Annotated in this window: 26 protein-coding genes, 1 tRNA gene, 1 pseudogene and 1 riboswitch; of the genes and pseudogenes, 22 read left to right on the forward strand and 6 right to left on the reverse strand. The window is 47.5% G+C overall.

Annotated elements, in window-relative coordinates; genetic code table 11:
* The first annotated feature begins 3 nt into the window (after positions 1-3).
* The 4 genes from EPH95_RS00420 to EPH95_RS00435 are packed head-to-tail and all read left to right on the forward strand — an operon-like array spanning position 4 to position 3,590.
* Positions 4-216, forward strand: a complete 213-nt coding sequence (locus EPH95_RS00420) for a YqgQ family protein (protein WP_227003988.1) — start codon at positions 4-6, stop codon at positions 214-216.
* Positions 217-239: 23 nt separating this feature from the next.
* The gene (locus EPH95_RS00425) at positions 240-1,211 is read left to right on the forward strand and encodes an ROK family protein (RefSeq protein WP_142086365.1); all 972 of its coding nucleotides are present in this window, start codon (positions 240-242) and stop codon (positions 1,209-1,211) included.
* Positions 1,212-1,246: 35 nt separating this feature from the next.
* Positions 1,247-2,122, forward strand: a complete 876-nt coding sequence (rocF, locus tag EPH95_RS00430; protein WP_142091415.1) for an arginase — start codon at positions 1,247-1,249, stop codon at positions 2,120-2,122.
* A gap of 58 nt (positions 2,123-2,180) precedes the next feature.
* Complete coding sequence (locus tag EPH95_RS00435) at positions 2,181-3,590, forward strand: aspartate ammonia-lyase (protein ID WP_193556994.1); 1,410 nt, start codon at positions 2,181-2,183, stop codon at positions 3,588-3,590.
* Between the two features lie 27 nt (positions 3,591-3,617).
* Here the strand turns inward: EPH95_RS00435 and EPH95_RS00440 are convergent, their stop codons facing one another.
* Complete coding sequence (locus EPH95_RS00440) at positions 3,618-4,808, reverse strand: ornithine--oxo-acid transaminase (RefSeq protein ID WP_142086367.1); 1,191 nt, start codon at positions 4,806-4,808, stop codon at positions 3,618-3,620.
* Positions 4,809-5,054: 246 nt separating this feature from the next.
* Positions 5,055-6,284: an IS110 family RNA-guided transposase gene (locus EPH95_RS00445; protein WP_142086371.1), complete on the reverse strand. Its 1,230-nt coding sequence runs from the start codon at positions 6,282-6,284 to the stop codon at positions 5,055-5,057.
* Between the two features lie 379 nt (positions 6,285-6,663).
* Here EPH95_RS00445 and thiE point away from each other — a divergent pair, with 379 nt between their 5' ends.
* From thiE to ltrA, 3 genes are all read left to right on the forward strand, one after another.
* Positions 6,664-7,302: a thiamine phosphate synthase gene (thiE, locus tag EPH95_RS00450; RefSeq protein WP_142086373.1), complete on the forward strand. Its 639-nt coding sequence runs from the start codon at positions 6,664-6,666 to the stop codon at positions 7,300-7,302.
* Positions 7,295-7,873: a hypothetical protein gene (locus EPH95_RS00455; RefSeq protein ID WP_142086375.1), complete on the forward strand. Its 579-nt coding sequence runs from the start codon at positions 7,295-7,297 to the stop codon at positions 7,871-7,873. The genes thiE and EPH95_RS00455 overlap by 8 nt, the downstream gene beginning before the upstream one ends.
* Positions 7,874-8,461: 588 nt before the next feature.
* A complete protein-coding gene (ltrA, locus tag EPH95_RS00460; protein ID WP_142086342.1) occupies positions 8,462-9,790 on the forward strand; it encodes a group II intron reverse transcriptase/maturase in 1,329 nt (442 codons plus the stop codon).
* A gap of 139 nt (positions 9,791-9,929) precedes the next feature.
* Here the strand turns inward: ltrA and EPH95_RS00465 are convergent.
* Positions 9,930-10,004: transfer RNA gene (locus tag EPH95_RS00465), tRNA-Gln, on the reverse strand.
* Positions 10,005-10,137: 133 nt separating this feature from the next.
* On the opposite strand from EPH95_RS00465, the gene comGA reads away from it, so the two are divergent.
* The 10 genes from comGA to EPH95_RS00515 all read left to right on the forward strand — a co-directional run bounded on the left by comGA (position 10,138) and on the right by EPH95_RS00515 (position 14,931).
* Positions 10,138-11,142, forward strand: a complete 1,005-nt coding sequence (gene comGA, locus EPH95_RS00470; RefSeq protein ID WP_142086377.1) for a competence type IV pilus ATPase ComGA — start codon at positions 10,138-10,140, stop codon at positions 11,140-11,142.
* Positions 11,135-12,178, forward strand: coding sequence for a competence type IV pilus assembly protein ComGB (comGB, locus tag EPH95_RS00475; RefSeq protein WP_160141527.1), 1,044 nt, complete (start codon positions 11,135-11,137; stop codon positions 12,176-12,178). Before comGA ends, comGB begins: the two co-directional genes overlap by 8 nt.
* A 15-nt stretch (positions 12,179-12,193) precedes the next feature.
* Entirely contained in the window at positions 12,194-12,376 is a 183-nt protein-coding gene (locus EPH95_RS00480) for a hypothetical protein (protein WP_142086382.1), read from the forward strand.
* Positions 12,373-12,669 carry a competence type IV pilus major pilin ComGC gene (comGC, locus tag EPH95_RS00485; protein ID WP_142086384.1) on the forward strand — a complete coding sequence of 99 codons (297 nt, stop codon included), beginning with the start codon at positions 12,373-12,375 and terminating at the stop codon, positions 12,667-12,669. Before EPH95_RS00480 ends, comGC begins: the two co-directional genes overlap by 4 nt.
* Positions 12,638-13,120, forward strand: coding sequence for a competence type IV pilus minor pilin ComGD (gene comGD, locus EPH95_RS00490; protein WP_142086386.1), 483 nt, complete (start codon positions 12,638-12,640; stop codon positions 13,118-13,120). The genes comGC and comGD overlap by 32 nt, the downstream gene beginning before the upstream one ends.
* Positions 13,095-13,415 (forward strand): prepilin-type N-terminal cleavage/methylation domain-containing protein, encoded by a 321-nt coding sequence (locus EPH95_RS00495; protein ID WP_142086389.1) that lies wholly within the window; start codon positions 13,095-13,097, stop codon positions 13,413-13,415. Before comGD ends, EPH95_RS00495 begins: the two co-directional genes overlap by 26 nt.
* Positions 13,394-13,858: a prepilin-type N-terminal cleavage/methylation domain-containing protein gene (locus EPH95_RS00500; protein WP_142086391.1), complete on the forward strand. Its 465-nt coding sequence runs from the start codon at positions 13,394-13,396 to the stop codon at positions 13,856-13,858. The genes EPH95_RS00495 and EPH95_RS00500 overlap by 22 nt, the downstream gene beginning before the upstream one ends.
* Positions 13,837-14,202 carry a hypothetical protein gene (locus EPH95_RS00505; protein ID WP_142086393.1) on the forward strand — a complete coding sequence of 122 codons (366 nt, stop codon included), beginning with the start codon at positions 13,837-13,839 and terminating at the stop codon, positions 14,200-14,202. Before EPH95_RS00500 ends, EPH95_RS00505 begins: the two co-directional genes overlap by 22 nt.
* A gap of 186 nt (positions 14,203-14,388) precedes the next feature.
* A complete protein-coding gene (locus tag EPH95_RS00510) occupies positions 14,389-14,577 on the forward strand; it encodes a YqzE family protein (RefSeq protein WP_227003989.1) in 189 nt (62 codons plus the stop codon).
* 111 nt (positions 14,578-14,688) lie between these two features.
* A complete protein-coding gene (locus EPH95_RS00515; protein WP_142086398.1) occupies positions 14,689-14,931 on the forward strand; it encodes a DUF2626 family protein in 243 nt (80 codons plus the stop codon).
* Between the two features lie 41 nt (positions 14,932-14,972).
* Here EPH95_RS00515 and EPH95_RS00520 read toward each other — a convergent pair whose 3' ends face one another.
* Complete coding sequence (locus EPH95_RS00520; RefSeq protein ID WP_142086400.1) at positions 14,973-15,605, reverse strand: MBL fold metallo-hydrolase; 633 nt, start codon at positions 15,603-15,605, stop codon at positions 14,973-14,975.
* 121 nt (positions 15,606-15,726) lie between these two features.
* Here EPH95_RS00520 and EPH95_RS00525 point away from each other — a divergent pair, with 121 nt between their 5' ends.
* The gene (locus EPH95_RS00525) at positions 15,727-15,897 is read left to right on the forward strand and encodes a DUF2759 domain-containing protein (RefSeq protein WP_142086402.1); all 171 of its coding nucleotides are present in this window, start codon (positions 15,727-15,729) and stop codon (positions 15,895-15,897) included.
* A gap of 344 nt (positions 15,898-16,241) precedes the next feature.
* Here the strand turns inward: EPH95_RS00525 and EPH95_RS00530 are convergent, their stop codons facing one another.
* Together EPH95_RS00530 and EPH95_RS00535 are read right to left on the reverse strand one after the other, a co-directional pair.
* Entirely contained in the window at positions 16,242-17,033 is a 792-nt protein-coding gene (locus tag EPH95_RS00530) for a YqhG family protein (RefSeq protein ID WP_142086404.1), read from the reverse strand.
* A complete protein-coding gene (locus tag EPH95_RS00535) occupies positions 17,011-18,654 on the reverse strand; it encodes a DEAD/DEAH box helicase (RefSeq protein WP_142086406.1) in 1,644 nt (547 codons plus the stop codon). The genes EPH95_RS00530 and EPH95_RS00535 overlap by 23 nt, the downstream gene beginning before the upstream one ends.
* A gap of 146 nt (positions 18,655-18,800) precedes the next feature.
* Positions 18,801-18,896, forward strand: a riboswitch (glycine riboswitch).
* Positions 18,897-19,044: 148 nt separating this feature from the next.
* Here EPH95_RS00535 and gcvT point away from each other — a divergent pair.
* The 4 genes and pseudogenes from gcvT (at position 19,045) to EPH95_RS00555 (ending at position 23,712) form a co-directional block, all read left to right on the forward strand.
* Positions 19,045-20,142: a glycine cleavage system aminomethyltransferase GcvT gene (gene gcvT, locus EPH95_RS00540; protein WP_142086408.1), complete on the forward strand. Its 1,098-nt coding sequence runs from the start codon at positions 19,045-19,047 to the stop codon at positions 20,140-20,142.
* A gap of 48 nt (positions 20,143-20,190) precedes the next feature.
* Complete coding sequence (gene gcvPA, locus EPH95_RS00545; RefSeq protein ID WP_142091417.1) at positions 20,191-21,546, forward strand: aminomethyl-transferring glycine dehydrogenase subunit GcvPA; 1,356 nt, start codon at positions 20,191-20,193, stop codon at positions 21,544-21,546.
* A gap of 27 nt (positions 21,547-21,573) precedes the next feature.
* Positions 21,574-23,033 (forward strand): annotated as a pseudogene (gene gcvPB / locus EPH95_RS00550) (aminomethyl-transferring glycine dehydrogenase subunit GcvPB).
* A 391-nt stretch (positions 23,034-23,424) separates the two neighbouring features.
* A complete protein-coding gene (locus tag EPH95_RS00555) occupies positions 23,425-23,712 on the forward strand; it encodes a hypothetical protein (RefSeq protein ID WP_142086410.1) in 288 nt (95 codons plus the stop codon).
* Positions 23,713-23,947 lie beyond the last annotated feature (235 nt).

Here is a 23,947-nt window from a genome sequence, read left to right on the forward strand (position 1 = left end):
GCTATGAGAATTGATTCAATCCACGGTATACGTCAACTGTTGTTACGCTATCATTCGGTGATTTATACAAGAGATCCGGAAGCGGATCTGATCTTGATGGAAGAAGAATTGTCGATGTTAAAGGAAGCGGGGCTGCTGGAACCAAACGATTATTATGACTGTAAAATCGTTTTGCAAGCGGAGAAAAGAAGGTTGAAAGAAAGCAATCATGAATAACGGGCGGATGGGAGCGTCTAAGGATGGCAACGTACATTGTAGGTGTCGACATCGGTGGAACAACGACAAAATTTGGACTGCTGACGGACAAAGGAGAATATCGGGACCAATGGAGGATTTCGACGGACACAGAAAATGGCGGCAAAGATTTTCCGGGTCAAATCGCTGCAGCCATTGACGAACGTTTGAACGAGCACCGCATTTCAAAAAGAGACCTGCTTGGTGTAGGTGTCGGTGTTCCGGGGTTCATTGATGAAGAGCGGGGAATTGTTTCCGCTCCCAACATCGGCTGGAAAAATGATCCTTTACGCTCGATGCTGGCGGATGCGCTTCATCTGCCTGTGTATGTCAATAATGACGCGAATCTTGCAGCAGCGGGCGAACACTGGCAAGGCGCCGGAAAAAAAGAAGATTCCACTTTCTTTATCACGATCGGTACCGGTGTAGGGGGCGGGTTGCTTGTGAACGGGGAACTTGTTACCGGAGTCAGCGGAACTGCCGGCGAGATCGGCCATATGCTCGTTGTTCCGCACGGGCGGCTGTGTACGTGTGGGCGCGAAGGGTGCTTGGAAGAATATGTAGCTGCAAAAGGGTTAAGCAAAAGTTTGCGCGATTATCTTCGCAATGGGATCGGAACAAGCATATTGGATGAAAACAGTGTCGCAATCGATATTTATGAAGCAGCCGCAGCAGGGGATGCGCTTGCGCTTCATATCGTGAATGAAGCCGCTTATTATTTGGGGTACGCCCTTGCGAACGCGGCGACGATGCTGAATCCCGGGAAAATTATTATTGGCGGCGGGATATCAGCAGCCGGAAACACGTTATTACAGCCTTTGCTCGTTCATTTTAAACGCTTTGTTTTAAAAGAAGCCGATCGAAAATTAGCTTTGGAAACTGCCGAACTTGGCAATGATGCAGGCATTTACGGAGCAGCATGGCTCGTGATGAAACGGCTAGGTTATTTTGACGGTCGCAGTCGGCCGTTAAAATAGAGGAGGTACATAATTTGCGAAAGAAAAACATTTCGATGCTGGGGGTGCCTTTGGATTTAGGGCAAAACCGAAGAGGGGTTGATATGGGACCCAGCGCGATTCGTTATGCAGGGGTGCGGGAGCGACTGGAAACGCTCGGATATAATGTTCATGACCATGGAGATTTAAGGGTGCCGGCTCGTTACGAGCAGGAATCCGAAGAACGCTTGAAGCATCTGAGCGCTGTCGTCGAAACGAATCGAACATTGGCAAAAAAAATGGACGAGATCTCATCAGGCGATGCAATCCCGCTCGTCTTCGGCGGTGACCATAGCATTGCCATCGGGAGCCTGGCGGGGATTGCACGCCATTATCAAAACCTGGGTGTCATTTGGTACGACGCTCATGGAGATTTGAATACCGCGGAAACTTCCCCTTCAGGAAATATTCACGGGATGCCGTTGGCGGTTAGCTTAGGACTCGGGCACGAGTCTCTAACCGGCATTGCCGGAGAGGCACCGGCGGTTAATCCCGAAAACATCGTGATTATCGGAGCTAGAGCATTGGATGATGCGGAAAAATCGCTGATTCAAAAACATAACATCAAAGTTTTTACGATGCATGAAGTCGACCGACTCGGCATGAGTGAAGTAATAAATCAGACGAGCAATTATCTCAGCCATTGCGACGGTGTTCATGTGAGCCTGGATTTGGATGGGCTTGATCCCATCGATGCCCCAGGTGTGGGAACCCCGGTCGTTGGTGGTTTATCTTACCGGGAAAGTCATCTGGCTATGGAGATGTTGGAGGAAACAGGAAAGGTTACCTCGTGCGAATTTGTGGAGGTCAATCCAATCCTCGATGAAAAAAACAAAACGGCAGAAGCGGCCGTGGCTCTTATCGGCTCATTATTAGGTGAAAAAATAAGGTGAGAAAATCCTTGCCTCTACTCCTCGCCTTTTACATCTATAATTGGAGGGAACAAAAATTATGGAATATCGTATAGAACGGGATTACTTGGGTGAAAAACAAGTGCCGAAAGAGGCCTATTACGGCATTCAAACCGTGCGTGCGCAGGAAAACTTTCCGATCACGGGATATCCGCCCCACAAATCTTTAATTCAAGCCTTCGGCTACGTAAAAAAAGCTGCAGCAATGGCGAATAGGGATGTTGGCGGATTAAACGAATCACTCGCGAGCGCGATTATTAAGGCGGCGGAAGAGGTCATCGCGGGCGATCTCAACGATGCATTTGTTGTAGATGCGATTCAGGGAGGCGCCGGAACGTCCTTTAACATGAATGCTAATGAGGTCATCGCGAATCGGGCAATTGAAATCATGGGTTATGAAAAAGGCGATTACAACCGGTTAAGCCCGAATACGCACGTGAATATGGCCCAGTCGACGAATGATACGTTTCCGACGGCCATTCATATCGCGGCATTGAAGCTTTCCCAAGGATTGCAAAATGTACTCGAAGAAGTGATTGACACATTAAAAAAGAAAGAAAAATCCTTCGATGATGTCATAAAAATGGGGCGTACCCATTTACAGGACGCTGTCCCCATTCGCCTCGGCCAAGAGATGGGCGCTTATCGACGGATGCTGGAAAGGGATCTTTACAGAATAGAACGGGCGGTCGATAATTTAAATGCCGTCAATATGGGGGCAACCGCTGTCGGCACGGGTTTGAATGCCGAGCCTGAATACATTGAAACAGTGGCAAAATATTTGGCCGATTTAACCGGACTTAAATTAAAAAGTGCGGAAGATCTTGTGGATGCCACGCAAAATACCGACGCTTACACAGAGCTCTCCGGATCGTTAAAAGTGCTGGCGATTAACCTTTCCAAAATGGCCAATGATTTGCGGTTGATGAGTTCGGGGCCGAGAACGGGCTTAAACGAAATCAATTTGCCTGCCCGCCAACCGGGGTCATCAATTATGCCCGGAAAAGTGAATCCGGTCATGTGTGAGGTCGTCAACCAAATTTCTTTTCAGGTGATCGGCAACGACCATACGATTAGTTTGGCCTCTGAGGCCGGGCAAATGGAGATCAACGTTATGGGCCCCGTGCTTGTGTTTAACTTATTACAATCCTTGTCTGTACTGGAAAACGGGTTGAACGTATTTAGAAACTATGCCTTGGAAGGTCTAACGGCCAATCGTGAAGAGGCGAAAGAAATGGTGCACAAAAGCGTGGGGATTATTACGGCCATCAATCCCCACGTAGGGTATGAAGTCGCTTCCCGAGTGGCAAAAGAAGCGCTTGAATCCGACCGTTCCGTGAAAGATATTTGCGTGGAACGCGGGATTTTATCGGAAGAAGAACTGGAAGAGATTCTTGATCCCCAGGAAATGACAAACCCCGGAATTGCGGGAGCAAGATTTATGGAATGAGAAAGCGGCCTAAAACAGGCCGCTTTTCTACGAGAAAACGCTTTCGATTTGGCTGAACGCCCAATCCAGATCGTTTTGTGCAATGGTCAGCGGAGGCGCTAACCGGAGAACATTTTCGTGGGTTTCCTTGCATAACAAACCGGATTGCATTAGCTGTTCACAGTAAGGGCGCGCCTGTTCGTGGAGCTCGATTCCGATGAACAACCCTTTGCCGCGGACTTCTTTTATGGCGGAATGATGGATGCTTTGACATCGTTCCAAGAAAGCGCCTCCGAGTTTTTCAGCCCGAGCCGGCAAATTTTCGTCGATAATCACATCAAGCGCGGCTATTCCAACCGCACATGCCAATGGGTTGCCGCCAAAGGTTGACCCGTGAGACCCCGGTTCAAACAAACCGAGGATGCCGGCGTTGGCGGCGATCGCGGAAATCGGCATCACCCCACCGCCCAGAGCTTTTCCAAGGATGAACATGTCGGGCTTTACGTCTTCGTGGTCACAGGCGAACATGCGCCCGGTCCTTCCAAGTCCGCACTGAATTTCATCGGCGATCATGAGTACATTCATTTCGTCGCAGAGCGCGCGAACATCGCGCACAAAACCGGCAGGAGGAATACGAATGCCTGCTTCCCCTTGGATCGGTTCAAACAAAAAGGCGGCCGTGTTCGGTGTGATCGCGTTTCTCAGTGCTTGAATATCGCCGTAAGGAACGACAGTGATACCCGGAAGCAACGGACCGAAGTCCGCTTGGTACGCACGGTTTAATGACAAGGAGACAGGCGCAAGGGTTCGCCCATGAAAATTTTCTGTACAAACGATGATTTCTGCTTCATTTTCCGGGATGCCCTTTACACGATAGCCCCAACGTCTTGCTGCTTTTAGTGCTGTTTCCACCGCCTCGGCGCCGGTGTTCATCGGCAGTATTTTTTCCATGCCTGTGATTTCGGACAGTTTTTTATAAAAAGGTCCGATTTGATCGTTATGGAAAGCTCTCGACGTTAGAGTTATGCGATCAGCTTGTTGATGCAATGCATCCATGATGGCCGGGTGACGGTGCCCTTGATTTAGCGCGGAATAAGCGGCTAACATGTCCAAGTAACGGTAGCCGTCCGAATCTTCCACCCATGCCCCGTCGCCTTTAGTGACGACAACGGGAAGCGGAGAGTAATTGTTTGCCCCGTAATCATCATGCCATTCCATAAGCGTTTCCGTTGTGCTCATATGATATTCTCCTTTCACATTGCTCTTGCGCCTTGAAACCGGATCTTCTACAATTCTCACAGAAGGGGTAAGGGATATCAAGTGCAAGATGAATATACAAAGACCTGCGGTAATATGTCAAGTTCAAAATCACAGTAAATGAAGTTGTCAAAGGACATTTAGGCGAAAAAAGCGCGCACTGAACAACACCAGTAATAAAATGTAAAATACTGGTAAAATGAAAGGCTAGCCCTCAGCCGATGTCGGTCAGAGGTTCACGCCCCTTTCTGGCGTAAAGAGTTGGTTTTTGCGTAGCAGCGCATCCACCAATCGCACGAGTTTTCTTGCCGTGAGCACGAGTGCACGTTTGTGTTGATGTTTCGGGACTTCTTGATACTTCTTCTGATAAAAGACTTGGTATTCCGGAATTTGCCTTCGTACCGAGTTGGCGGCTTCAACGAGGTAATAACGCAAATAATGGTTCCCTTGACGTGTCAGTGAAGTATCTTCGGCGGTAAACCGCCCGGACTGGTGTTTTCGCCAGTACAGTCCCGCATATTTAGCTATTTTTGTTTCATCGGGAAACCGGTCAATCTGACCGAGTTCGGCAATGATGCCTGCGGCGAAGACCGGACCAATGCCCGGGATTGATTCCAGCGTCTGCGTCAGTCCTTTCATGATTCGAGTAATGGACTGATCGATCGCCTTGATTTGCTTTTGGAAGGAACGAATGAGCTCAATGGACGTTCCTAAAAGTACATCGATGGAATCTTCGACCACTTTGTCCAATCGGTACGATGAACGGACGGCTTTCTGGATGGATGCGGCGACAGCTTCCGGATCGGGAAAACGATTTCTCCCTTTCTCTTGAAGAAACCGAGCCAGGTCCTCAAGCGGAAGCTGGGCAAGTTCATCCAGGCTGTATTTTTCAAGAAAGAGTTCCATCATAGCATGGCCAAACACCGATGAATCCACTTCTTTGGAAAAGGTGTTGCATTTATACTCCAAGTGCTGCAAGAAGTGTTGTTTCTCTTTCGTCATCGCTTTGGTCAAGTGATAACGCGAACGTGTCAACTGCTGGAGAGCCACGTATTGGCTTTCTTTGACAACGGACATCTGATTGCGCCCGAAACGCATATAATCGGCGATCACAAAGGCGTCAATCTCATCGGTCTTGTTCATGTCTGCGAAGCTCTTTTTAAAGTTGGCGATCTGCTTCGGATTGATCACAAAGACTTGGGCGCCATAGGGTTTTAAATCATCGTCATCATGCAAGAACATGGATGGATGAAAACTGTAGACGGATGTGGACTCCAGACCGATCTTTAGGATGTCAACCTCTGTATCGGCCAAGAGCTCGAGCAACCGTTCTTTGAGCACCTGGGCACCCGGCCAGTCATTGGAAACCGTAAAAACCGAAAGCTGATCACCTTCTTGATCAAGCACACACACTTTCATATCAAACGAGCTAACGTCAAGCCCGACAAACATTCGCATGGGGGGATTCCTCCTTTCATTGTAGAATCATTCGGTCGTTCTTTGGACGCCTCGAGATATCTCTAGTGTGAACGCCGATCATCAACCTCGTGTATCAGAACTCCATCGGCATTGAAAGCCGCCCCAGGGGCTGCTTCCCCTGAGTTCAAGAGGCCGAGGGCTCAGCCTGCGAGTAGGAAGTGCCGCACGTACACTGAGAGACAGTCTTTAGTTGTGGTCGAACCACAGGAGAGAAAAGAATTGTCCCAAATGATCCTATGATCATTATCTAGAAATATCTAGAGACATCCAAGGAAAAACCATATGAATCTACAAAATATCTTGTGGAATTTGCCCAAGATTTGAAGGGCTTAAACTTACTATACGAGGAGAGATCATTATGTGGACCTCCGGACTTTATGTGATTTCGGCGGAAAAATTGCATCCCCATCGCTCGTTGCTGTCAGTGATGGAGGCTTCTTTAAAAGGGGGCGCAACCGCGATACAACTCCGGGATAAAGAAAGCGGCAAACAAGCGCTGATTGAAAAGGCGCGCGCGTTACAGCAATTGGCCCAGCGTTACCAGGTCCCTTTTATAATGAATGATCATTTAGATGTTGCGTTGGCGGTTAATGCGGATGGCGTTCATGTCGGACAAGGGGATTTTCCACTTACGGAAGCTCGGAAGTTGTTGGGAAAAAATAAAGTTATCGGTATATCGACGCACACGAAAGAAGAGGCAATCGAAGCCGAACAACAAGGTGCCGATTATATTGGTGCCGGGCCGGTTTTCGGCACAAGTTCCAAAGATGATACGGAAAAAGAAATCGGGGTGGACGGATTAAAAGAGATTGTCGGTCATGTATCGATCCCTACCGTGGCTATCGGGGGCATTAAATTAAACAACACGGCAAACGTGGCTGCCACCGGTGTCAGTGGGATAGCGGTCATCAGCGAAATCGTAATGAGCGATCATATCGAGGACACATGCAGTCGTTTTACGGAAATCTTGACGGAGACGAGGGAGAGAGATGTTTAAGAGCGGAAACGCATGGATGATCATTATCCCCGGATTTTTGATGATTTCTCTGTTTATCGGGGGTTGGCTTTATGTAACCGAAGAGGATACCATCCAACATGAGGATCTTCAGGACTATGCACAAATCAATGCCAATATGGAGGACGGAGGCCTTAGTGCCAGTTGGAATTGGACGACCTTGCCGGAAGGAGAATTGATGGGAGAAGACTACATCGGCATAATCGCTTACGAGAATGGCGAAGTTCTGTCCGGCGAGGCATTTGACCAGCAGGAATTAGAACTCAGGCAGGATGGAGAAGTCATTTACGAAGACGAAGGCATGGCAGTCGAGGATGGCTTGATTTTTGAATTCCCGAATCGAATGGAAGCAACGGATATCTACGGGTATGAGGGTGCGGTTTCCGCACAGTTGCCGGATGGTGCCGACGAAGTTGAGGTCTATTACTTGCATACGTGGATTAATCATGCCGGCCAGGGCGGAGAGGATCCATCCTTTAGCGACCCGCCATTTCCGGGAATGGACGATTATGATAATTTCTGGTGGGTCATTAGCGAAACAGAGAGTGAATGATAAAAGTTCCGTATGAAAAGGGAGATATCTTTTCATACGGAACTTTTGGTAGGTAAGAAAGTACCTACATAAGTGCAACTAAGGCTTTCGGAGCGACCGAGCATAGGTCGTGTCATTTAACAGGTGGAACCCCTGTTTGATAAGGCTCTAACCAAGCCATCAATAGCGAGTCTTGGACTCAACGGAGTAATCCATTGGGTTAAGCGTAGACAGTTAGGTCGTAGGCCTGAAAGTGATTGAGCCTCGTAAATAGTTAAAACGGGGAGGTTGACGGTGTCGAAAGACCGGAAAACGACACTCCGTATGTCATTATCGGTGAGATATACGGAGCTCCCTCGGGGTCGGAGAGCCAGGCATGCGATACAATGATGACACGAGAACTCGGGAGATCCTGTTTGTTCTTTCTTCAGTCGAAGGGAGTATGGTTGACCAAGCGATACAAAGCGAGGAAACCAGACGACAGCAGGAAGTCGGATGACCGCGTAGTACCGATGACGTCGGGTAACGCCGAAAGAGGGAAGGCAAGTGTCACGCCGACATCACCTTAACAAGGGACACATTCCCTACACACGGAGGTAGGAACACGGAATGGAAACAAAACTTGCTAGGATAGCAGAATTAGCTAAGCACAACCCAGCTATGACATTCACATCTCTTGCGCACCTGCTGAATCCTGAATACCTTATGCAATGCCATCACCAACTCCCTAACCGTAAGGCAGCTGGTGTAAAGGGAACAACCAAGATAACGTACGAGCAAAATCTTGAGGAAAATATCGAAGACTTAGTGTCTAGAATGAAACAGAAGAGCTATCGGCCCAGCCCAGATAAGCGGGTCTATATTCCAAAGGATGAAAAGGGAAAGAAGAGACCCCTGGGGATTCCTGAACACGAAGATAAAATTGTTCAGAAAGGGATGGCGCCCATTTTGAACGCCATCTATGAGAATGATTTTCTGGATTGTTCATTTGGATTTCGTCCCCAGCGTAATTGTCATGATGCATTGAAGGTATTAAATGGGTATATAGAGAGAAGATATGTGAATTACATCGTGGATGTGGATATCAAAGGTTTCTTTGATCATGTTGACCACAAGTGGATGATGGCATTTCTGAAAGAACGTATTGGAGACCCGAGCTTTCTCCGAATCATTGCCCGTTTCCTCAAGGGCGGATACATGGAGCAAGCGAAACATTATAAGACGGAGAGCGGAACGCCGCAGGGAAACCTGATATCGCCGATACTAGCGAATGTGTATCTGCACTATGTTTTGGACCTGTGGTTTGAACAGCATGTGAAGAAAAGAATCAAAGGGCAGGCATATCTTGTGCGATACGCAGATGACTTTGTCTGCTGCTTTCAGTATCATGAAGATGCGCATGCATTCTACGATGCACTCAAGTTGAGGTTGAACAAATTTAACCTGGAAGTGGCGGAAGATAAAACGCAAATTATTCCGTTTGGGAGGTTCGCTGCGGAGAATCATAAAAAGGCGGGGAAAGGGAACCCGCCAACGTTTGATTTTCTTGGTTTCACCCATTATTGCGGCAAAAGCAAGAAAGGCAAATTTCGTGTGAAACGCAAAACAAGCAAGAAGAAAATAGCCTCCAAGCTCAAACAAACGAACCAATGGCTGAAAGCTCACCGTCATCTGGCTATGAAGGACATTGTCCGTAGACTAAGCCGTTCTCTGAATGGTTATTACAACTACTACTGTATCACAGACAACGTAACCGCAGTGGTGAGGTTCCGGGATGCGGTCATCCAACAATTTTTCAAATGGATGAACCGGAGAAGCCAACGAAAGTCGTTCGGTTGGGAGAAGTTTCAGTTATTTCTTATTAAGTTTCCCTTACCGAAACCAAGGGCCAAGGTGAACATCTATGAACGAAGGAACCATATTAGCTATATTTTGTGAAAGATGTTGGTGAGGAGCCGTGTGCGTTAATTGCGCCCGCACGGATCTGTGAGGGGGGAGGAGCACAATCCATACAAAAGGTGAGGCTCCCTCCTACTCGACCCATAAAGGCTTGGCGACAAGCCAAGTTTTCTAATATTGGTTGGGATGGCAGGATTCGAACCTACGCATCATGGAGTCAAAGTCCATTGCCTTACCGCTTGGCTACATCCCATTCTACACACATTATTATGGACGGCAAAAAAAAGTTTATACTTTTTTTGCAAAAAAAGAAGGAGAAAAATTTTCCGTGTCGAATAGTGTTATTGTGAGAGAGCCCCCTTGACGAAAATCAGGGAGGTGCCCGATTGACGACCACGCAAGGAGAATGTGCAAAGCTCTTTCGCTTTGCCTACGAAAGCCATGCCACAGATATTCATTTCCACCCCTATCCCGCCTATACGTCCATTTTGTTCCGAACGGAAGGAGTTTTAAAAGAAATCCGTCGCATTCCCCGCGCGGATGCGGATAAAATGGTGGCACATCTGAAGTTTCAATCAGGGATGGATATTGGGGAACGCCGCCTCCCCCAAAACGGTTCCCTGATGATGCAACAGATCGGGCGATTATCCGTGCGATTATCCACCGTACCGATCGGAGAAGGGGAACGTCTTGTCGCCCGCCTCCTACCTGCCAATGATGCCCTTTCCTTGGCGCAACTTCCACTTTTGAAAACAGCCTCGCGGGACCTAAATGCTTTGGCTGAACGCGAGCATGGCTTGATTATTTTTACAGGTCCCACAGGCTCCGGAAAAACCACTACATTGTATGCCCTCCTTCAGGAAATTACCAAGCAAACGAATCGTCATGTCATTTCCGTGGAAGATCCGATTGAAAAACCCCGAAAAAGCTTTACGCAATTGCAGGTGAATGAGCAAGCCGGTCTCTATTACGCCGATGCGTTAAAAGCAGCACTTCGCCATGATCCGGATGTATTAATGGTTGGTGAAATCAGGGACGAGCAAACAGCAAAGATAGCGGTGCGGGCGTCAATGACCGGCCATCTCGTGCTGACGACGTTACACACGCGCAACACGAGCGGTGCACTTGTACGACTATTGGAGTTTGGAGTGCCCGCAAATTATTTATATGAAAGCCTCGCTGCCGTGGTCGCCCAGCGCCTTGTCCATGATGAGCGCGACCAACGGAAGGCAATCTTCGGCTTTTTGGCGAATGAACCGTTGCAATCATTACTCGATGATAGTGTTCAAAACATCCCGCTTTCCTATGATGACGGCTTGGAGAACCAACGCATGGAAGGGATATCGCTCGGCTATTTGCCAAAGGAATCGAGGCGTATCAGTCATGCTTAAACGGAAAGACAAATGGAAAGCGATCAATAAGGCTCGTTTTTTTCTGAATGTTGGACGATTGCTGCAAAGAGGGTACACGCTCAATCACGGTGCGAAACTGATGATGTACGGGGAGCATCCGGAAGCGCGAGAGACGATTTCCTCATGGATTGCAACGCTGCAGGATGGACGGCCGTGGGCCGAGTCGTTAAAGCTTTTAAACCTCCCGTCGGACATTCGCGCCTACTTGTACTTTTCCGAACGCTACGGCATGCTTTCCCAAGGGTTTTATTATGCAGGCCGCATGCTCCAGCAAAGAGAACGTTTTAAAGAAAAGGCGCGAACCCTCGCTCGCTACCCAATTCTTCTTATCTGGATTATTGCCACGCTTTTCCTCTTTATGACGTTGTTTGTTTTCCCCCAATTTGAAGAATTGTTCATGACGATGGACATCGAATACCCGGCAGTAACAACGTTTGCATTTGCCGTATTTCAGGGCATGCCGTTTATTTTCGCTGTGCTGCTCATCGCGTTGTTTGGCTGCTATGTTTATTATCAACGGCGTTTTAGAAAACTGAATCCTTTTCAACAAATAGAGAGAATTCGAAACATACCCGGCGTCAAGCCTTGGCTAAATTTATATATCACGTACACGGTCAGCCTGCAATTGAGCCAGCTTTTAAAGGGCGGGCTGAGTGTGCATGATGCTTTGCAAGTGTTCATCAAACAAACGCAAATGCCGTTTTTAAAAGTGGAAGGAGAACGTTTGCAAAAAGAGCTGAATGAAGGCAAAAGCTTAAACGCAGCGATTGAAAACGTATCTTACTACCAAAAAGAGCTCGCTGATGTCATTCGACATGGACAGGCGGCAGGGCAATTGGACGAGGATCTCGCCCATTACAGTGAAATGCTTTGGGAAGAGCTTGGCGAACGAACGAAAAAAACGACGGTCATGATTCAACCGATTTTGTTTCTCGCTATTGGTGGTTTTATGTTGTTGCTTTTTCTTTCGATTTTCGTGCCGATTTTTCAATTAATTTCTTCATTGGATGGATAATAAAGGAGTGTAAAAATGGATAGAAACGGACGGAACTTATTGCGGCGTATCCAACGCTTGGAGCAAAAATATGAAAAATTGGAAGCCCGGATGATCTACTTGGAAAAATGCATCAATTGTCTGGAATACCAACAACATGATGATACAAAAAAGCTGGTTACACTCGTGTACAACCGTAAAGGAGGAGAACCACGGTGAAAAAGGATGATGCGTTCACCCTAATTGAAATGATGATTGTGTTGCTGATTATCTCAATATTGCTGCTGGTCGCGATCCCGAACATGGTACAAAACAGCAATGTCGCCCAAAGTAAAGGTTGTGAAGCAACCATGGATTTGGTGCAGGCGCAAGTAGGAACCTACAAAGTGGAAACGGGCGATTATCCCAGCAGTTTAACTGATCTGGTCGACGACGATTATGTGGATAGCGTTGATTGTCCGGATGGGACATCGTTGAGTTATGAGTCAGAAACCGGAAACGTTGAGCGATAAAATGATAAGACAGGATTATGGCCACACGCTCATGGAGCTTGTCGTGGTCTTGCTCATCTTCTCCATCTGCCTGTCCGTACCGACCTTATCCTATGTCCAGCAAGACGAGGGAAAAGAAATGGAAGCATTTGTTTCCGAATTTGAGCAAGATCTTCATTTTGTCCAGCAACAGGCAATGGGGAAAAATGTTCTGACTCGGATTAATATCCAGAATGCTTCGGCCAGTTATCAAGTGGTGGTGGATGGAGAAACCGTGAAGCGAGTGCCATTTCCGGAAAATGTCTATTTTCAAAACGTGACGATGTCCCCGGAAACCATTCGCTTCCGGCCGAGCGGGAATACGGACATAGCCGGTGAAATTGCGATACGAAACGGCGATAACCATTATCGCGTTGTGTTTCTCGTTGGTTCCGGGAGGTTTTACGTTGAAAAAGTGGACAAAAACAACTGACGGGGGCTTTACATTGATGGAAGTAACTGCCGCCCTATTGCTTTTATCCGTAGTCGCGGCGGGAATCGTTCCTTTACTATCGATTTTGTATACGGAACGAGTGGAAGTGCAGGCCGAGCGCGAAGCCTATCGCATTCTCGAGCGAGTAGGTTACGAGCTTGAAGAGAGGGACATTGAAACGGTTACCGTTTCCGATACGTCCTATGTTGTGCGCCATCAAAATGAAGCGATTTGCATTTATTGGAAAGGACCTGCAGGGAGGGACAAGGAAATATGTCTCGAATTTCCGCCGTAAACGATCGTGGTTTTACCCTTTTGGAAATGGTCATTGCCATGTTTATTTTCTTCGCCGTGATCGCGGTTATCCCCATTCTTTTACAGACAGCCAATCCTCCGGCTTCAGATCTGTCCCGAAATGATCAGGAAATTCATACTTGGTTTCAAGAGATCTCTAAAGAAGCGCAATATGCGCGGGACTATGCAGTCGAACAAAACAGGCTCATCATCACGGATATCGACGGCGTGGAACGCACCTATAGAAGAAGCGGAAGCAATTTGATTAGAAGCGGAAGAAGCGGCGGCCATTCGGTTTTGCAAAATATCGACGGTTTTCATGCCCAACTTGTATCGGACGGGGTGGTCATCACCGTGAACGCAAATAAGAAAGAATATAAGAGGCAGTTGCGTCCGACCAGGGCACCTGAGGAGGAAGATATTTGGATCAAAAGGGAGCTATAATGCCGTTTGTCCTCGTTCTATGCCTGGTAGTAGCTGGAATCGTCGGTCACCAAGCCGTGTTGTTCACATTCGAACGGGAAGGTTTAGAAGCCCAGCGAATGTTCATGGTCGCGAATCTCTTGTTGGAAAAAGGGGAGGCGCAGTGGTGGGAAGCATATAAAAACGAACGTACATCAAGCAATGGCTATTGGGAGTTTGAAGAAGGAACCGTGTATTATCGCTTGTCCCCGGTGAACGGCAGCGATTATGAAATGGTGACATTAAACGCAGAAGTCGATGGAGGTGGCAGTGCTCAACATTACTACTTCGTACAAAAAGACGATCCTGAACATGAGGATGAATAGTGAATGAATACATGAGGCGCTGATGAAGGTCAGCGCCTCACATATATGGACCGGGAAGGCGTATACAATTCCTCATTTTCCGCATCACCAACCCATCAAAGGATTCTTAGCATTGATGTCAGGATAAAAACGGAATAAAACGGGCAGGCTATATAGCAAATGGTTGGAAGGAGGGGCGACCGTCTCATGAATCCAAACCCCTATTTTAAGTATCTCATTGAATCCTTTTTGCGCAGGCTTGACCAAATTGCGGCTCCTAAAGAGATGAGCCGGAAGCAACGGCGGAAGCTAAAGAAAAAACAAAAATCGCGATTGTTCACTGTATTTGGGGCAATTCCTACCGCGATAAAAATCAGCATGCGCAGATCACGGTGACAAATATTTGTCGTATTGTCACGGGAAACAGGATAAAGTAATTTACAATTGATCCATCACTCATATATAATAAGAACAGTAATATGACGAGAAGTGGAGGAGGAAAACAAGATGAGTCGCATGTACCGTGTGATGGCTTTTTGGACAGGCGTCTTCGCCGTATTGTTTTTTGTGGGAGAAATGTATGAAGTATCCCTTTTGTTCTTTGCTAATACGGCAGCATTTATAGGGCTTGGCTTTATGGGGCTTTCCGAACGCACGTATTTATACATATTCGGGGCTTACTTAACGTTATTTATGGTTAGCTTCTCTTTCTACACGGTTTTTCTCATGGAACCAACCCTTGGACATTAAACCGACTACCCTGAAAAGGCGGCTTCTTTCACCGCCTTCTTCTATAAACCATTAAGGAACGGGTTGCCGTCCATTTCCGCGGAAATCGTTGTCGTTGGGCCGTGGCCGCAGGCAACGGATGTATTTTCCGGAAGCTCCAAAAGTTTTTGGTGGATGCTGTTGAGAAGAGTGGCTTCATCGGCGCCGGGAAGATCGGTACGTCCGATTCCGCTTTGAAAGAGGACGTCGCCGGAGAAAACAGTGCCTGTAGGTTCGTGATAGTAGGAGATACTTCCCGGTGAATGTCCCGGTGTTTCAACGACCCGAAAAGCGAAAGGGCCTACGGTAAAGCTTTGCTCTCCCTCGATGACATGCTCGGCAGATCGGGCGGTGATCCCTTCGGCGGTCATATTGACCGAAAGATTCTTCGAGGGGTCTTGCAGCCAGTGCGCTTCAAGTTGGTGAATGTAAACGGGGATGTTGAACGCGTCACGGATATGGTCAACGGCCCCGATATGATCAAAGTGGGCATGGGTTAACAGAATGGCAAGTGGTTGTATGTTTTCTTTTTTCAAGGCAGCTTCAAAGGCTTTACCATCTCCGCCCGGATCAAAGATAACTGCTTCGCCTTCGTCGTTATAAAGGACATAGGCATTGGTTTGTACAGGTCCTAAAGGGGCTTGCTTCCAATTCATTTGATGATCAACTCCTTTTTGAATCTATAAACCATTGTACATGAAAACAAGAAAACGAAAAAACTCAACATAAGAAACCGTATGGATAGAAATTGAATAATGTGAAAAGGAGAGAAAAGGTATGGCAATGGGATCGATCATTACGGCAGTGGCAATTCTTTCGGTTTTTTCTTTTTTCCGTGAGCTGAAGCGCAGGAACTTTGTAGGGGTTGGATTTTCGGCCATCAGCATTCTTGTCTTTGGCTTTTTCGGTGTCATGACATTGTTTGTAAGCGGAGCACCTGAAATGTAGAAGAACACTCGTCGTAATGACGGGTGTTTTTTATTTCGTGAAAAGCGATCGTAATTCCGGAGATCATATACGGAAAATGACTCTTCTGAAAGGGGCGGCTCTGATGCTAGTGAAGGGTGATTGGTTCGTGAAGACCGAAAAGTGGGGAGAGAAGCGGATAGCGTCGCCATGAAACGCTCATGGTGCCCGAAATAAGAAAAGGGCAACCGCGCCAGTCGCCATAGATCCCCGCATCGCATCCGTCATGCACAACAATAATCGCCTGCATCCAATTTTTAGAGCCACAATGATAGGTGATCACTTATTTCAGCCACGCTGCACTAATTTCTTATTGTTTACCTCTTTCATAAATGTTCTCCTGTATCTTTTCGCAAATAAAAGATACCGCCGTTAATGAATGTTAGTTCGATGGACGGTTGATATTGTTGATGAATCGCTGCTTTTTCCAGGTTGTATGCCTCGTTTTCCTTATCCGGTGCTTCGTAAAAGCGGTCAAGCAAGGCCAGATCGTCTTCCATTCGTTTCGTGGCTTCATTTGCCCAAGCGTGTTTTTGGTCGCGAATATCATTGAGAAGGTATTTCTTGATCCGTTGTACTGCGCTCATCGGCTGGACCAAATGAGCCATTGTAAATGTATAATCGGGTATCGCGGAAACAAGCGGTAACGGCGCAAGTCGCTTCATAAAGAAGTCAATGGTTTCTCCACTGATTAATTGAATGCCAAAGCTGCGGATCATATCCCGTCTGCGGTGGCAGGTATAGGAAATGCGCACGTTTAATCCGAGCCAAGGGTACAAGGCTGTTTGGTTTTTTTCATGATGGTTTTCGTACAGCCGTGTAATTGCTCCTTTTTTCGTTGCGGAAGCGAAAATTTGATGCAAACGGGGAGACCCGAAGTGCACTTTTTCAGCGGAAGGTGTGTCGCTTCTCATATCTGTGGACAAGTTTAATTTCAGTGGTTTCGGTTCTCCGCCGGTTTTTTCTAAATAATGCCAGTAAAATGGGCGGTTCATGAGCTCGAGATCGAGTGTTTTGTTGAGTTGGACTTCCAGTTTAGGCGCCGTGCTTTGCAACAACTCCGCTCCTCCGGCGTGAAAATAACGGCGAAGATAGTTATGAACTTCTGCCTGTTCCATGTTGGTCTCCCTCCTGATTCATAAGCTCGGTTAGATGATGAAGTTTGAGCCGTGTCTCTCCTTCCGTGTCCGAATCCAAGGCATCCTCTACGTATTTTTCCAATTCCTGTCCGGCATAGCGCTCGAGAATGTCGTCCAAGCGGCCGATGACCCCTTCGAACATATTGATTTTTTCATAAAGGAGGTTAAGGATGCGTTCTTCCACCGTATGCTTAATCGCGTAGTTCGTAATGTGGACATCATGCTCCTGGCCGAGACGGTGAATCCTTCCGATGCGTTGTTCCACGCGCATGGGGTTCCATGGCAGGTCATAATTGATCATGTGGTGGCAAAACTGTAAGTTTAAACCTTCGCCGCCGGCTTCGGTGGCGATCATGACCGGCACGTGGTCGCGAAACAGCATGCGCATCCAATCTTTTTTGCTGCGTTTAAAACCGCCTCTAAACGGAACGGATTTTATCTTATGCTGGGCGAGAAACCACTGCAAATAGAGTTGGGTCGCGCGGTATTCCGTAAAAATAATCGTTTTTTCCGATGAGGCCTGTAACTGTTTCAAGACTTGTTCTGCTTTTGCATTGGTTTGAATTTCATGCATGGTGTTTACAACGGGAGTGGCTTGGGCTTCGCTTAACATCCCGTTTTTCATCATGTTTGAAATCGTAACGCCCAGGGCTTCCTTGCTGGAACAAGCTTCCCTTTGTAATGTCGTTAGGGAAAAACCGTGAAGATTTTGCACCGTTTGTTTTAAATCGCATACAGCATTATACATGGTGCGCTCTTCTGGCGACATTTCCACGTTCATATTTTCAACATGTCGATTCGTCCAAGCCACGTTCGTATTGGCACGACGGTTGCGCACCATCACATTTTGCACGAGTTTCTGGATGTCTTCGGTTGTTTTGTCGTCGTGTTTGTACTTGGCTTTAAAGCTTTTTTCGTCGCCGAGATGCCCGGGTTTTAAAATTGAAACGAGGTGAAAGAGTTCTTCGATCCGATTTTGGACAGGGGTAGCGGTGCACAGTAAGCAGAACCGTTTTTTTAAAGCCTTGATAAATGCATAGTTTTTCGTGTTGGCATTTTTCAACTTATGCGCTTCATCAATAATGATCATGTCATAGGGTTGCTCGAGTACGATTTCCCGGTGGGGAGAATGCTTGGCGGTGTCCATCGAAGCGACAACAACATCGCATTGGTCCCACACATACGTCTTCTTTTGGGGGACGGCTGGAATATAAAATTTTTCATTCAACTCTTGCGTCCACTGATTCACAAGGGAAGCCGGGGAGAGGATAAGCGCCTTTTTGACGAGCCCCCGTATCATGTATTCCTTTAAGACAAGCCCGGCCTCAATCGTCTTTCCGAGCCCTACTTCATCGGCGAGAATCGCTTTGCCGTTCATATCTTCAACGACGCGCCTCGCTGTTTCCCGTTGATGATCGTACAGGGACAGTTCCGGCAAGTGTGTGGGGGCGACCAATCCGTCGAAAGCAGGAACCGCTTTAAGCTCTTCGGCTTCATAAGCGAGACGAAACATTTCCCAAGAAGACCAGGGTCCTTCATTTTCTAAAGCTTGTTTGAACGTTTCTTCCCAATCGGCGGCAAAATGAATATCTATGTGCATAATAGCTCCTTTTTAAACTTTATTTTTTTATTAAAGTGTAAAAAAGATTGGCAATGGATGAGTGACGTGCTACACTGAATGCAACAGAACTTCTTAACTATGTTAGTATGTGAAAGTCGAACGATTTTATACAATGGCATAAGCGGATGATAACAGAGGGAGAGACCGTTGTTCATCAAAACGGCGCCGAAGGAGCAAACCGGAACGGTGAATCTCTCAGGCACATGTACTTCTGTTTGACGCGACTCTGGAGAGCGCCCTCGCGGCCACCAACGAAGACAATTTTTGCCGGATAAGGCAAAAAAGAAACTTTCTGGTAGACCGACAGAGCTTTTCAACGAAAACGTTGGAGAGTTCTGTCTTTTTTAATACATTAAGGGGGAGTTTGACTTGGCAGAAACGCGTACCGTTCTTTATGACAAGCATGTGGAGTTGGGAGCGAAAATGGTGCCTTTCGGGGGCTTTGAAATGCCCGTTCAATATGATTCCATCAAGGCGGAACACCGTGCAGTCCGGGAGGCTGTCGGTCTTTTTGATGTTTCCCATATGGGCGAAGCCTTGATTGAAGGGGAAACTGCACTCGATACGTTGCAAACCATATTGACCAACGATGCGTCCAAATTGGAAGCGGGAAAAGCCCAGTATTCGTTAATGTGCAATGAAAAAGGCGGAACGGTGGATGATTTTCTCGTCTATCAATTGGAATCCGAACAATACATGGTTATCCCCAATGCCGCGAACCGTGAAAGAGATATCGCTTGGCTCAAGCAGCATGCGCAAGCGGGTACGACGGTGACGGATGTATCCGATGATTACGCGCTGCTTGCATTGCAAGGGCCGAAAGCGGTTGATGTATTACAGTCGTTGACCGAGGAAGACGTGGCCGCCATTGGTGTTTTTCGCTTTCAAGAAGACGTGGCTGTTGAGGGCCGACGCGCGATCGTGTCCCGAAGCGGTTACACCGGGGAAGACGGATATGAAATCTATTGCCGCGCGGAAGATGCCGCTGCCATTTGGGATGCATTACTTGCTGCCGGTAAAAGCGCCGGAATTAAGCCCTGCGGGTTAGGTGCCAGGGATACGCTGCGTTTTGAGGCTCGTTTGCCGTTGTACGGACAGGAACTTTCGGAGGCGATCAGTCCTTTGGAAGCAAAACTCGGCTTTGCGGTGAAAGTAAAAAAAGACGCTGATTTTATAGGTAAAAAGGCACTGGCAGCAGAAAAAGAACAAGGGCCGGCTCGTAAGATTGTTGGCATTGAGATGCTGGATAAAGGGATTCCGCGCACAGATTATCCAATTTTTGATGACGGCAATAACGAAATTGGACATGTGACTTCGGGCACGCAATCCCCGACGCTCGGAAAAAATCTCGGCCTCGCGATTGTGAAAGCGGATTATGCCTCCAACGATACCGAACTAATTGTGGGAGTGCGAAAACGGAAACTAAGAGCCAAAGTTGTACCGACGCCGTTTTATTCCCGCGGGTAAGCGCAGGGATACTTACAGAAGTTTAAAAGACAATTGGAGGGATTCATGATGGAAAAAAACCATCGTTATTTGCCAATGACCGAAAATGACCGACGAGAAATGTTGGATACCGTGGGGGCGAGCGACGTTGCCGAATTATTTTCCGATATACCGGAAAGCGTCCGCCACCATTCGGACTTGAATGTACGCGAGGCTTTGTCTGAGCATGCCCTCGTCGAATATTTCCAATCGTTGGCATCCAAAAATGAAACGGTGAAAGACTATCCTTCTTTTCTCGGTGCCGGTGTGTATGACCATCACATCCCGTCAACGGTGGATGCGGTCATTTCACGATCCGAATTCTATACGGCATACACCCCTTATCAACCTGAGGTTTCACAAGGAGAGTTGCAAGCCATTTTCGAATTTCAAAGCATGATTGCAACCCTTACCGGCATGGAAATGGCGAATTCATCCTTGTACGATGGCCATACCGCCCTTGCCGAAGGAGCACTGATGGCCGCCACGCAGAAGAGAATGAAAAAGCAGACCATTTTGATCTCTGAAACCGTGCATCCGGAAACAAGAGACGTAGTGCAGACGTTTCTGAACGGTCCAAAACTCTCATTGGAAACAATCCCAAGCACTGCGGGGAAAACAGACGTTCAAGCGTTAAAAGAGATGCTCAATGATGACATTGCCGGTGTCCTCATCGAGTATCCGAACTTTTATGGAACGATTGAAGACCTGAAAGCGCTTCGTGAAGCAGCGGATGCCGTGGATGCATTGTTGATTGTAAAAAGCAACCCGCTCGCCTTAGGCGTTCTGACTCCCCCCGGTGAATTCGGTGCGGACATCGTCGTTGGCGATACCCAGCCGTTTGGAATTATGGGTCAGTACGGAGGACCGCACTGTGGCTATTTCGCCACCAAAAAGACCTTAATGAGAAAGGTGCCGGGCAGGCTTGTCGGTGAAACGGTCGATGAAGAAGGGCAACGTGGATATGTGATGACGCTCCAGGCGCGTGAGCAGCATATCCGACGGGATAAGGCCACCTCCAATATTTGTTCGAACCAAGCATTAAATGCACTCGCTTCGTCGGTAGCCATGGCCGCATTCGGAAAAAAAGGCGTCAAAGAAATGGCTATACAAAATGTGCAAAAAGCCCATTACGCAAAAACGTCGTTGCAGGACGCCGGTTTTAGCCTCGTGTATGACGGTCCGCATTTTAACGAGTTTGTCATCGATGTCGGCACTTCGGCAGCAGACGTCAATAAGGCTTTATTCGCCGAGGGAATGATTGGCGGATTGGATTTAGGCCGCTTTAATAGCGAGCAAAATCACCACATGCTTGTTTGTGTGACGGAACTGCGCGCGAAGGCGGAAATCGATCGATTTGTAGAAGCGTTAAAGGTTGCTAAATAAGCGTTAGAAAGGAAGTGGACATCCCTTATGAAAAAGAAAGAACAAGCGCTCATCTTTGAATTAAGCAGAGAAGGCCGTCGCGGAGCATCGTCGCCGGAAAACGATGTGCCGGGGGTCGCGGTCGAAGATTTATGGCCGGATGACTATGTGCGAAAAACGGAACCTGAGCTTCCGGAAGTATCGGAATTACAGCTAATGCGCCATTACACGGCTTTGTCAAAGCGTAATTTTGGCGTTGATTCCGGCTTTTATCCACTCGGTTCCTGCACGATGAAATACAATCCGAAAATTAATGAAGTCATCGCACGCATCCCCGGCCTTGCCCATTTGCATCCTTATCAACCGGAATACCAAGTGCAAGGTGCGCTGCAATTAATGCACGAATTGCAGGAATCGCTCGCTGCCATCACCGGCATGAAAGAAGTTACGCTGCAATCGGCAGCCGGGGCCCACGGAGAATGGAGCGGGCTGATGATTATCCGTGCCTTCCATGAATCGAACGGGGATTATAACCGTACGAAAGTAATCGTCCCGGATTCCGCACACGGCACAAATCCGGCTTCGGCAAGCGTGGCCGGATTTGATCCGGTGACGGTGAAGACGGATGAACGAGGGCTCGTTGATATGGACCATTTGCGGGAAGTGACCGGTAAGGATACAGCGGCATTAATGCTTACCAATCCGAATACACTCGGGCTCTTTGAAGAAGACATTGTGGAAATGGCTAAAATCGTTCATGGCGCTGGCGGCAAACTTTATTATGACGGTGCCAATTCCAATGCAATTTTAGGAAAAGCGACGGCGGGAGACATGGGCTTTGACGTCATTCACCTGAATTTGCATAAAACGTTTACCGGCCCCACGGGGGAGGCGGACCGGGAAGCGGTCCCGTCGGCGTGAAAGCGGAACTTGTTCCATATTTGCCCCGGCCATTGCTCGTGAAAGAAGAGGGAGAATATAAATGGGATTATGACCGTCCGCAATCGATCGGGCGCATCAAACCGTTCTATGGCAATTACGGCATTAATGTTCGCGCCTATGCGTATATTCGTTCCATGGGGCCGGAAGGGCTGCACCAGGTGTCCGAAAATGCCGTTTTGAACGCCAACTATTTAAGACAACGGTTGGAACCTTATTACGATATTCCTTACCCGCAATATTGCAAGCATGAATTTGTGTTATCGGCAAAGCGGCAAAAGAAACTTGGGGTACGGGCCCTTGATATTGCCAAGCGGCTGCTTGATTACGGAATTCATCCACCAACCATCTATTTTCCGCTCAATGTGGAAGAATGCATGATGATTGAACCTACCGAAACGGAAGCAAAAGAAACGCTCGACGAGTTTGCGGAAGCCATGATCGCGATTGCAAAAGAAGCAGAGGAAGATCCGGATCTGGTATTGGAAGCACCGCATGAAACGGTGATTGCCCGTCTCGATGAAACGCAGGCCGCGAGAAAACCGGTTTTGACATATCAGGGAGAATAGATGGAAACGGCTCATCATATGGTGGGCCGTTTTTATCCCATTGGATGTAATTTGAGTAGTTTGTTTAAAGGGTATTTTTATGAAAGCAGTAATATAAAGTTATCCCGCAATCGGTAATAACACTTTTTGTGATAGTGTGATCTATCAGTGTTTAGTTTTAAATATAAAGGAAGGACAGACGCTGTGTTTTTATGGCCGTCACTTATAAATTCCCATTTGTATTAAAGCCAACAACTCCATCACATGTTTATTTAGGGGTTGCTGAAATGAAAAAATTCTTTCTGTTGCAAGGGGTTTCCCCTGATGTGTAGAAAGAGAAATGCAAGGAAAAATGGCTGCTCACGGCTAAACCTTTGCACCTTATGATCAACATGCGAGGGATGGCGCTGCAATGGCGAAGACTCCAGCGGAAAAACGGACGAGCCAAGACCCCGCAGCGCTGATCTTGCGCGAGGAGGCTTGGCCGTTCGTCCGCGGAAAGCGAAGCCATGGAAGCGACATCCCGCCCTTGCGCAAGTTGTTCAGCAGCCTCTACATAAACATTGGTTCAACAATTGTTTCGCATGTCTTTGGCAGGGAAATTGAAGTAGATCGAGGTGCAGCGGATAAAACCGAATTGGAATTTGGACAATTTATGGCTATCATTCATACAGGTTGGTGTTGTTCTGGGAAATTATAAAGGAAAGTTCATCAGGGGTTATAGAAGGGGAAATTTCGCGATTGTCCACCCTTTTTTGGAATGATATTACCGCAAGGCGCCTGCGCCGGCGTTTTATCCACATGTATAATTACGGGTTAGGACCCGAACAACAGTGAAAACCGGAATGAAGGGTCACTAAGCGAGTCATTAGCACCCGAACAGAGGCAAAAACATGCTCAAAGGGTCACTAATCAGACAATTAACACCCGAATAG

Origin of the sequence: Salicibibacter halophilus (assembly GCF_006740705.1) — a bacterium.
Classification (GTDB): Bacteria; Bacillota; Bacilli; order Bacillales; family Marinococcaceae; genus Salicibibacter; species Salicibibacter halophilus.

Bases quoted from the DNA above. Each gene is read 5' to 3' on its own strand.
- EPH95_RS00420 (WP_227003988.1), top strand. From the start codon at position 4: ATGAGAATTGATTCAATCCACGGTATACGTCAACTGTTGTTACGCTAT.
- EPH95_RS00425 (WP_142086365.1), top strand. From the start codon at position 240: ATGGCAACGTACATTGTAGGTGTCGACATCGGTGGAACAACGACAAAA.
- rocF (WP_142091415.1), top strand. From the start codon at position 1,247: ATGCTGGGGGTGCCTTTGGATTTAGGGCAAAACCGAAGAGGGGTTGAT.
- EPH95_RS00435 (WP_193556994.1), top strand. From the start codon at position 2,181: ATGGAATATCGTATAGAACGGGATTACTTGGGTGAAAAACAAGTGCCG.
- EPH95_RS00440 (WP_142086367.1), bottom strand. From the start codon at position 4,808: ATGAGCACAACGGAAACGCTTATGGAATGGCATGATGATTACGGGGCA.
- EPH95_RS00445 (WP_142086371.1), bottom strand. From the start codon at position 6,284: ATGCGAATGTTTGTCGGGCTTGACGTTAGCTCGTTTGATATGAAAGTG.
- thiE (WP_142086373.1), top strand. From the start codon at position 6,664: ATGTGGACCTCCGGACTTTATGTGATTTCGGCGGAAAAATTGCATCCC.
- EPH95_RS00455 (WP_142086375.1), top strand. From the start codon at position 7,295: ATGTTTAAGAGCGGAAACGCATGGATGATCATTATCCCCGGATTTTTG.
- ltrA (WP_142086342.1), top strand. From the start codon at position 8,462: ATGGAAACAAAACTTGCTAGGATAGCAGAATTAGCTAAGCACAACCCA.
- comGB (WP_160141527.1), top strand. From the start codon at position 11,135: ATGCTTAAACGGAAAGACAAATGGAAAGCGATCAATAAGGCTCGTTTT.
- EPH95_RS00480 (WP_142086382.1), top strand. From the start codon at position 12,194: ATGGATAGAAACGGACGGAACTTATTGCGGCGTATCCAACGCTTGGAG.
- comGD (WP_142086386.1), top strand. From the start codon at position 12,638: ATGAGTCAGAAACCGGAAACGTTGAGCGATAAAATGATAAGACAGGAT.
- EPH95_RS00500 (WP_142086391.1), top strand. From the start codon at position 13,394: ATGTCTCGAATTTCCGCCGTAAACGATCGTGGTTTTACCCTTTTGGAA.
- EPH95_RS00510 (WP_227003989.1), top strand. From the start codon at position 14,389: ATGAATCCAAACCCCTATTTTAAGTATCTCATTGAATCCTTTTTGCGC.
- EPH95_RS00515 (WP_142086398.1), top strand. From the start codon at position 14,689: ATGAGTCGCATGTACCGTGTGATGGCTTTTTGGACAGGCGTCTTCGCC.
- EPH95_RS00520 (WP_142086400.1), bottom strand. From the start codon at position 15,605: ATGAATTGGAAGCAAGCCCCTTTAGGACCTGTACAAACCAATGCCTAT.
- EPH95_RS00525 (WP_142086402.1), top strand. From the start codon at position 15,727: ATGGCAATGGGATCGATCATTACGGCAGTGGCAATTCTTTCGGTTTTT.
- EPH95_RS00530 (WP_142086404.1), bottom strand. From the start codon at position 17,033: ATGGAACAGGCAGAAGTTCATAACTATCTTCGCCGTTATTTTCACGCC.
- EPH95_RS00535 (WP_142086406.1), bottom strand. From the start codon at position 18,654: ATGCACATAGATATTCATTTTGCCGCCGATTGGGAAGAAACGTTCAAA.
- gcvPA (WP_142091417.1), top strand. From the start codon at position 20,191: ATGGAAAAAAACCATCGTTATTTGCCAATGACCGAAAATGACCGACGA.
- EPH95_RS00555 (WP_142086410.1), top strand. From the start codon at position 23,425: ATGGCGAAGACTCCAGCGGAAAAACGGACGAGCCAAGACCCCGCAGCG.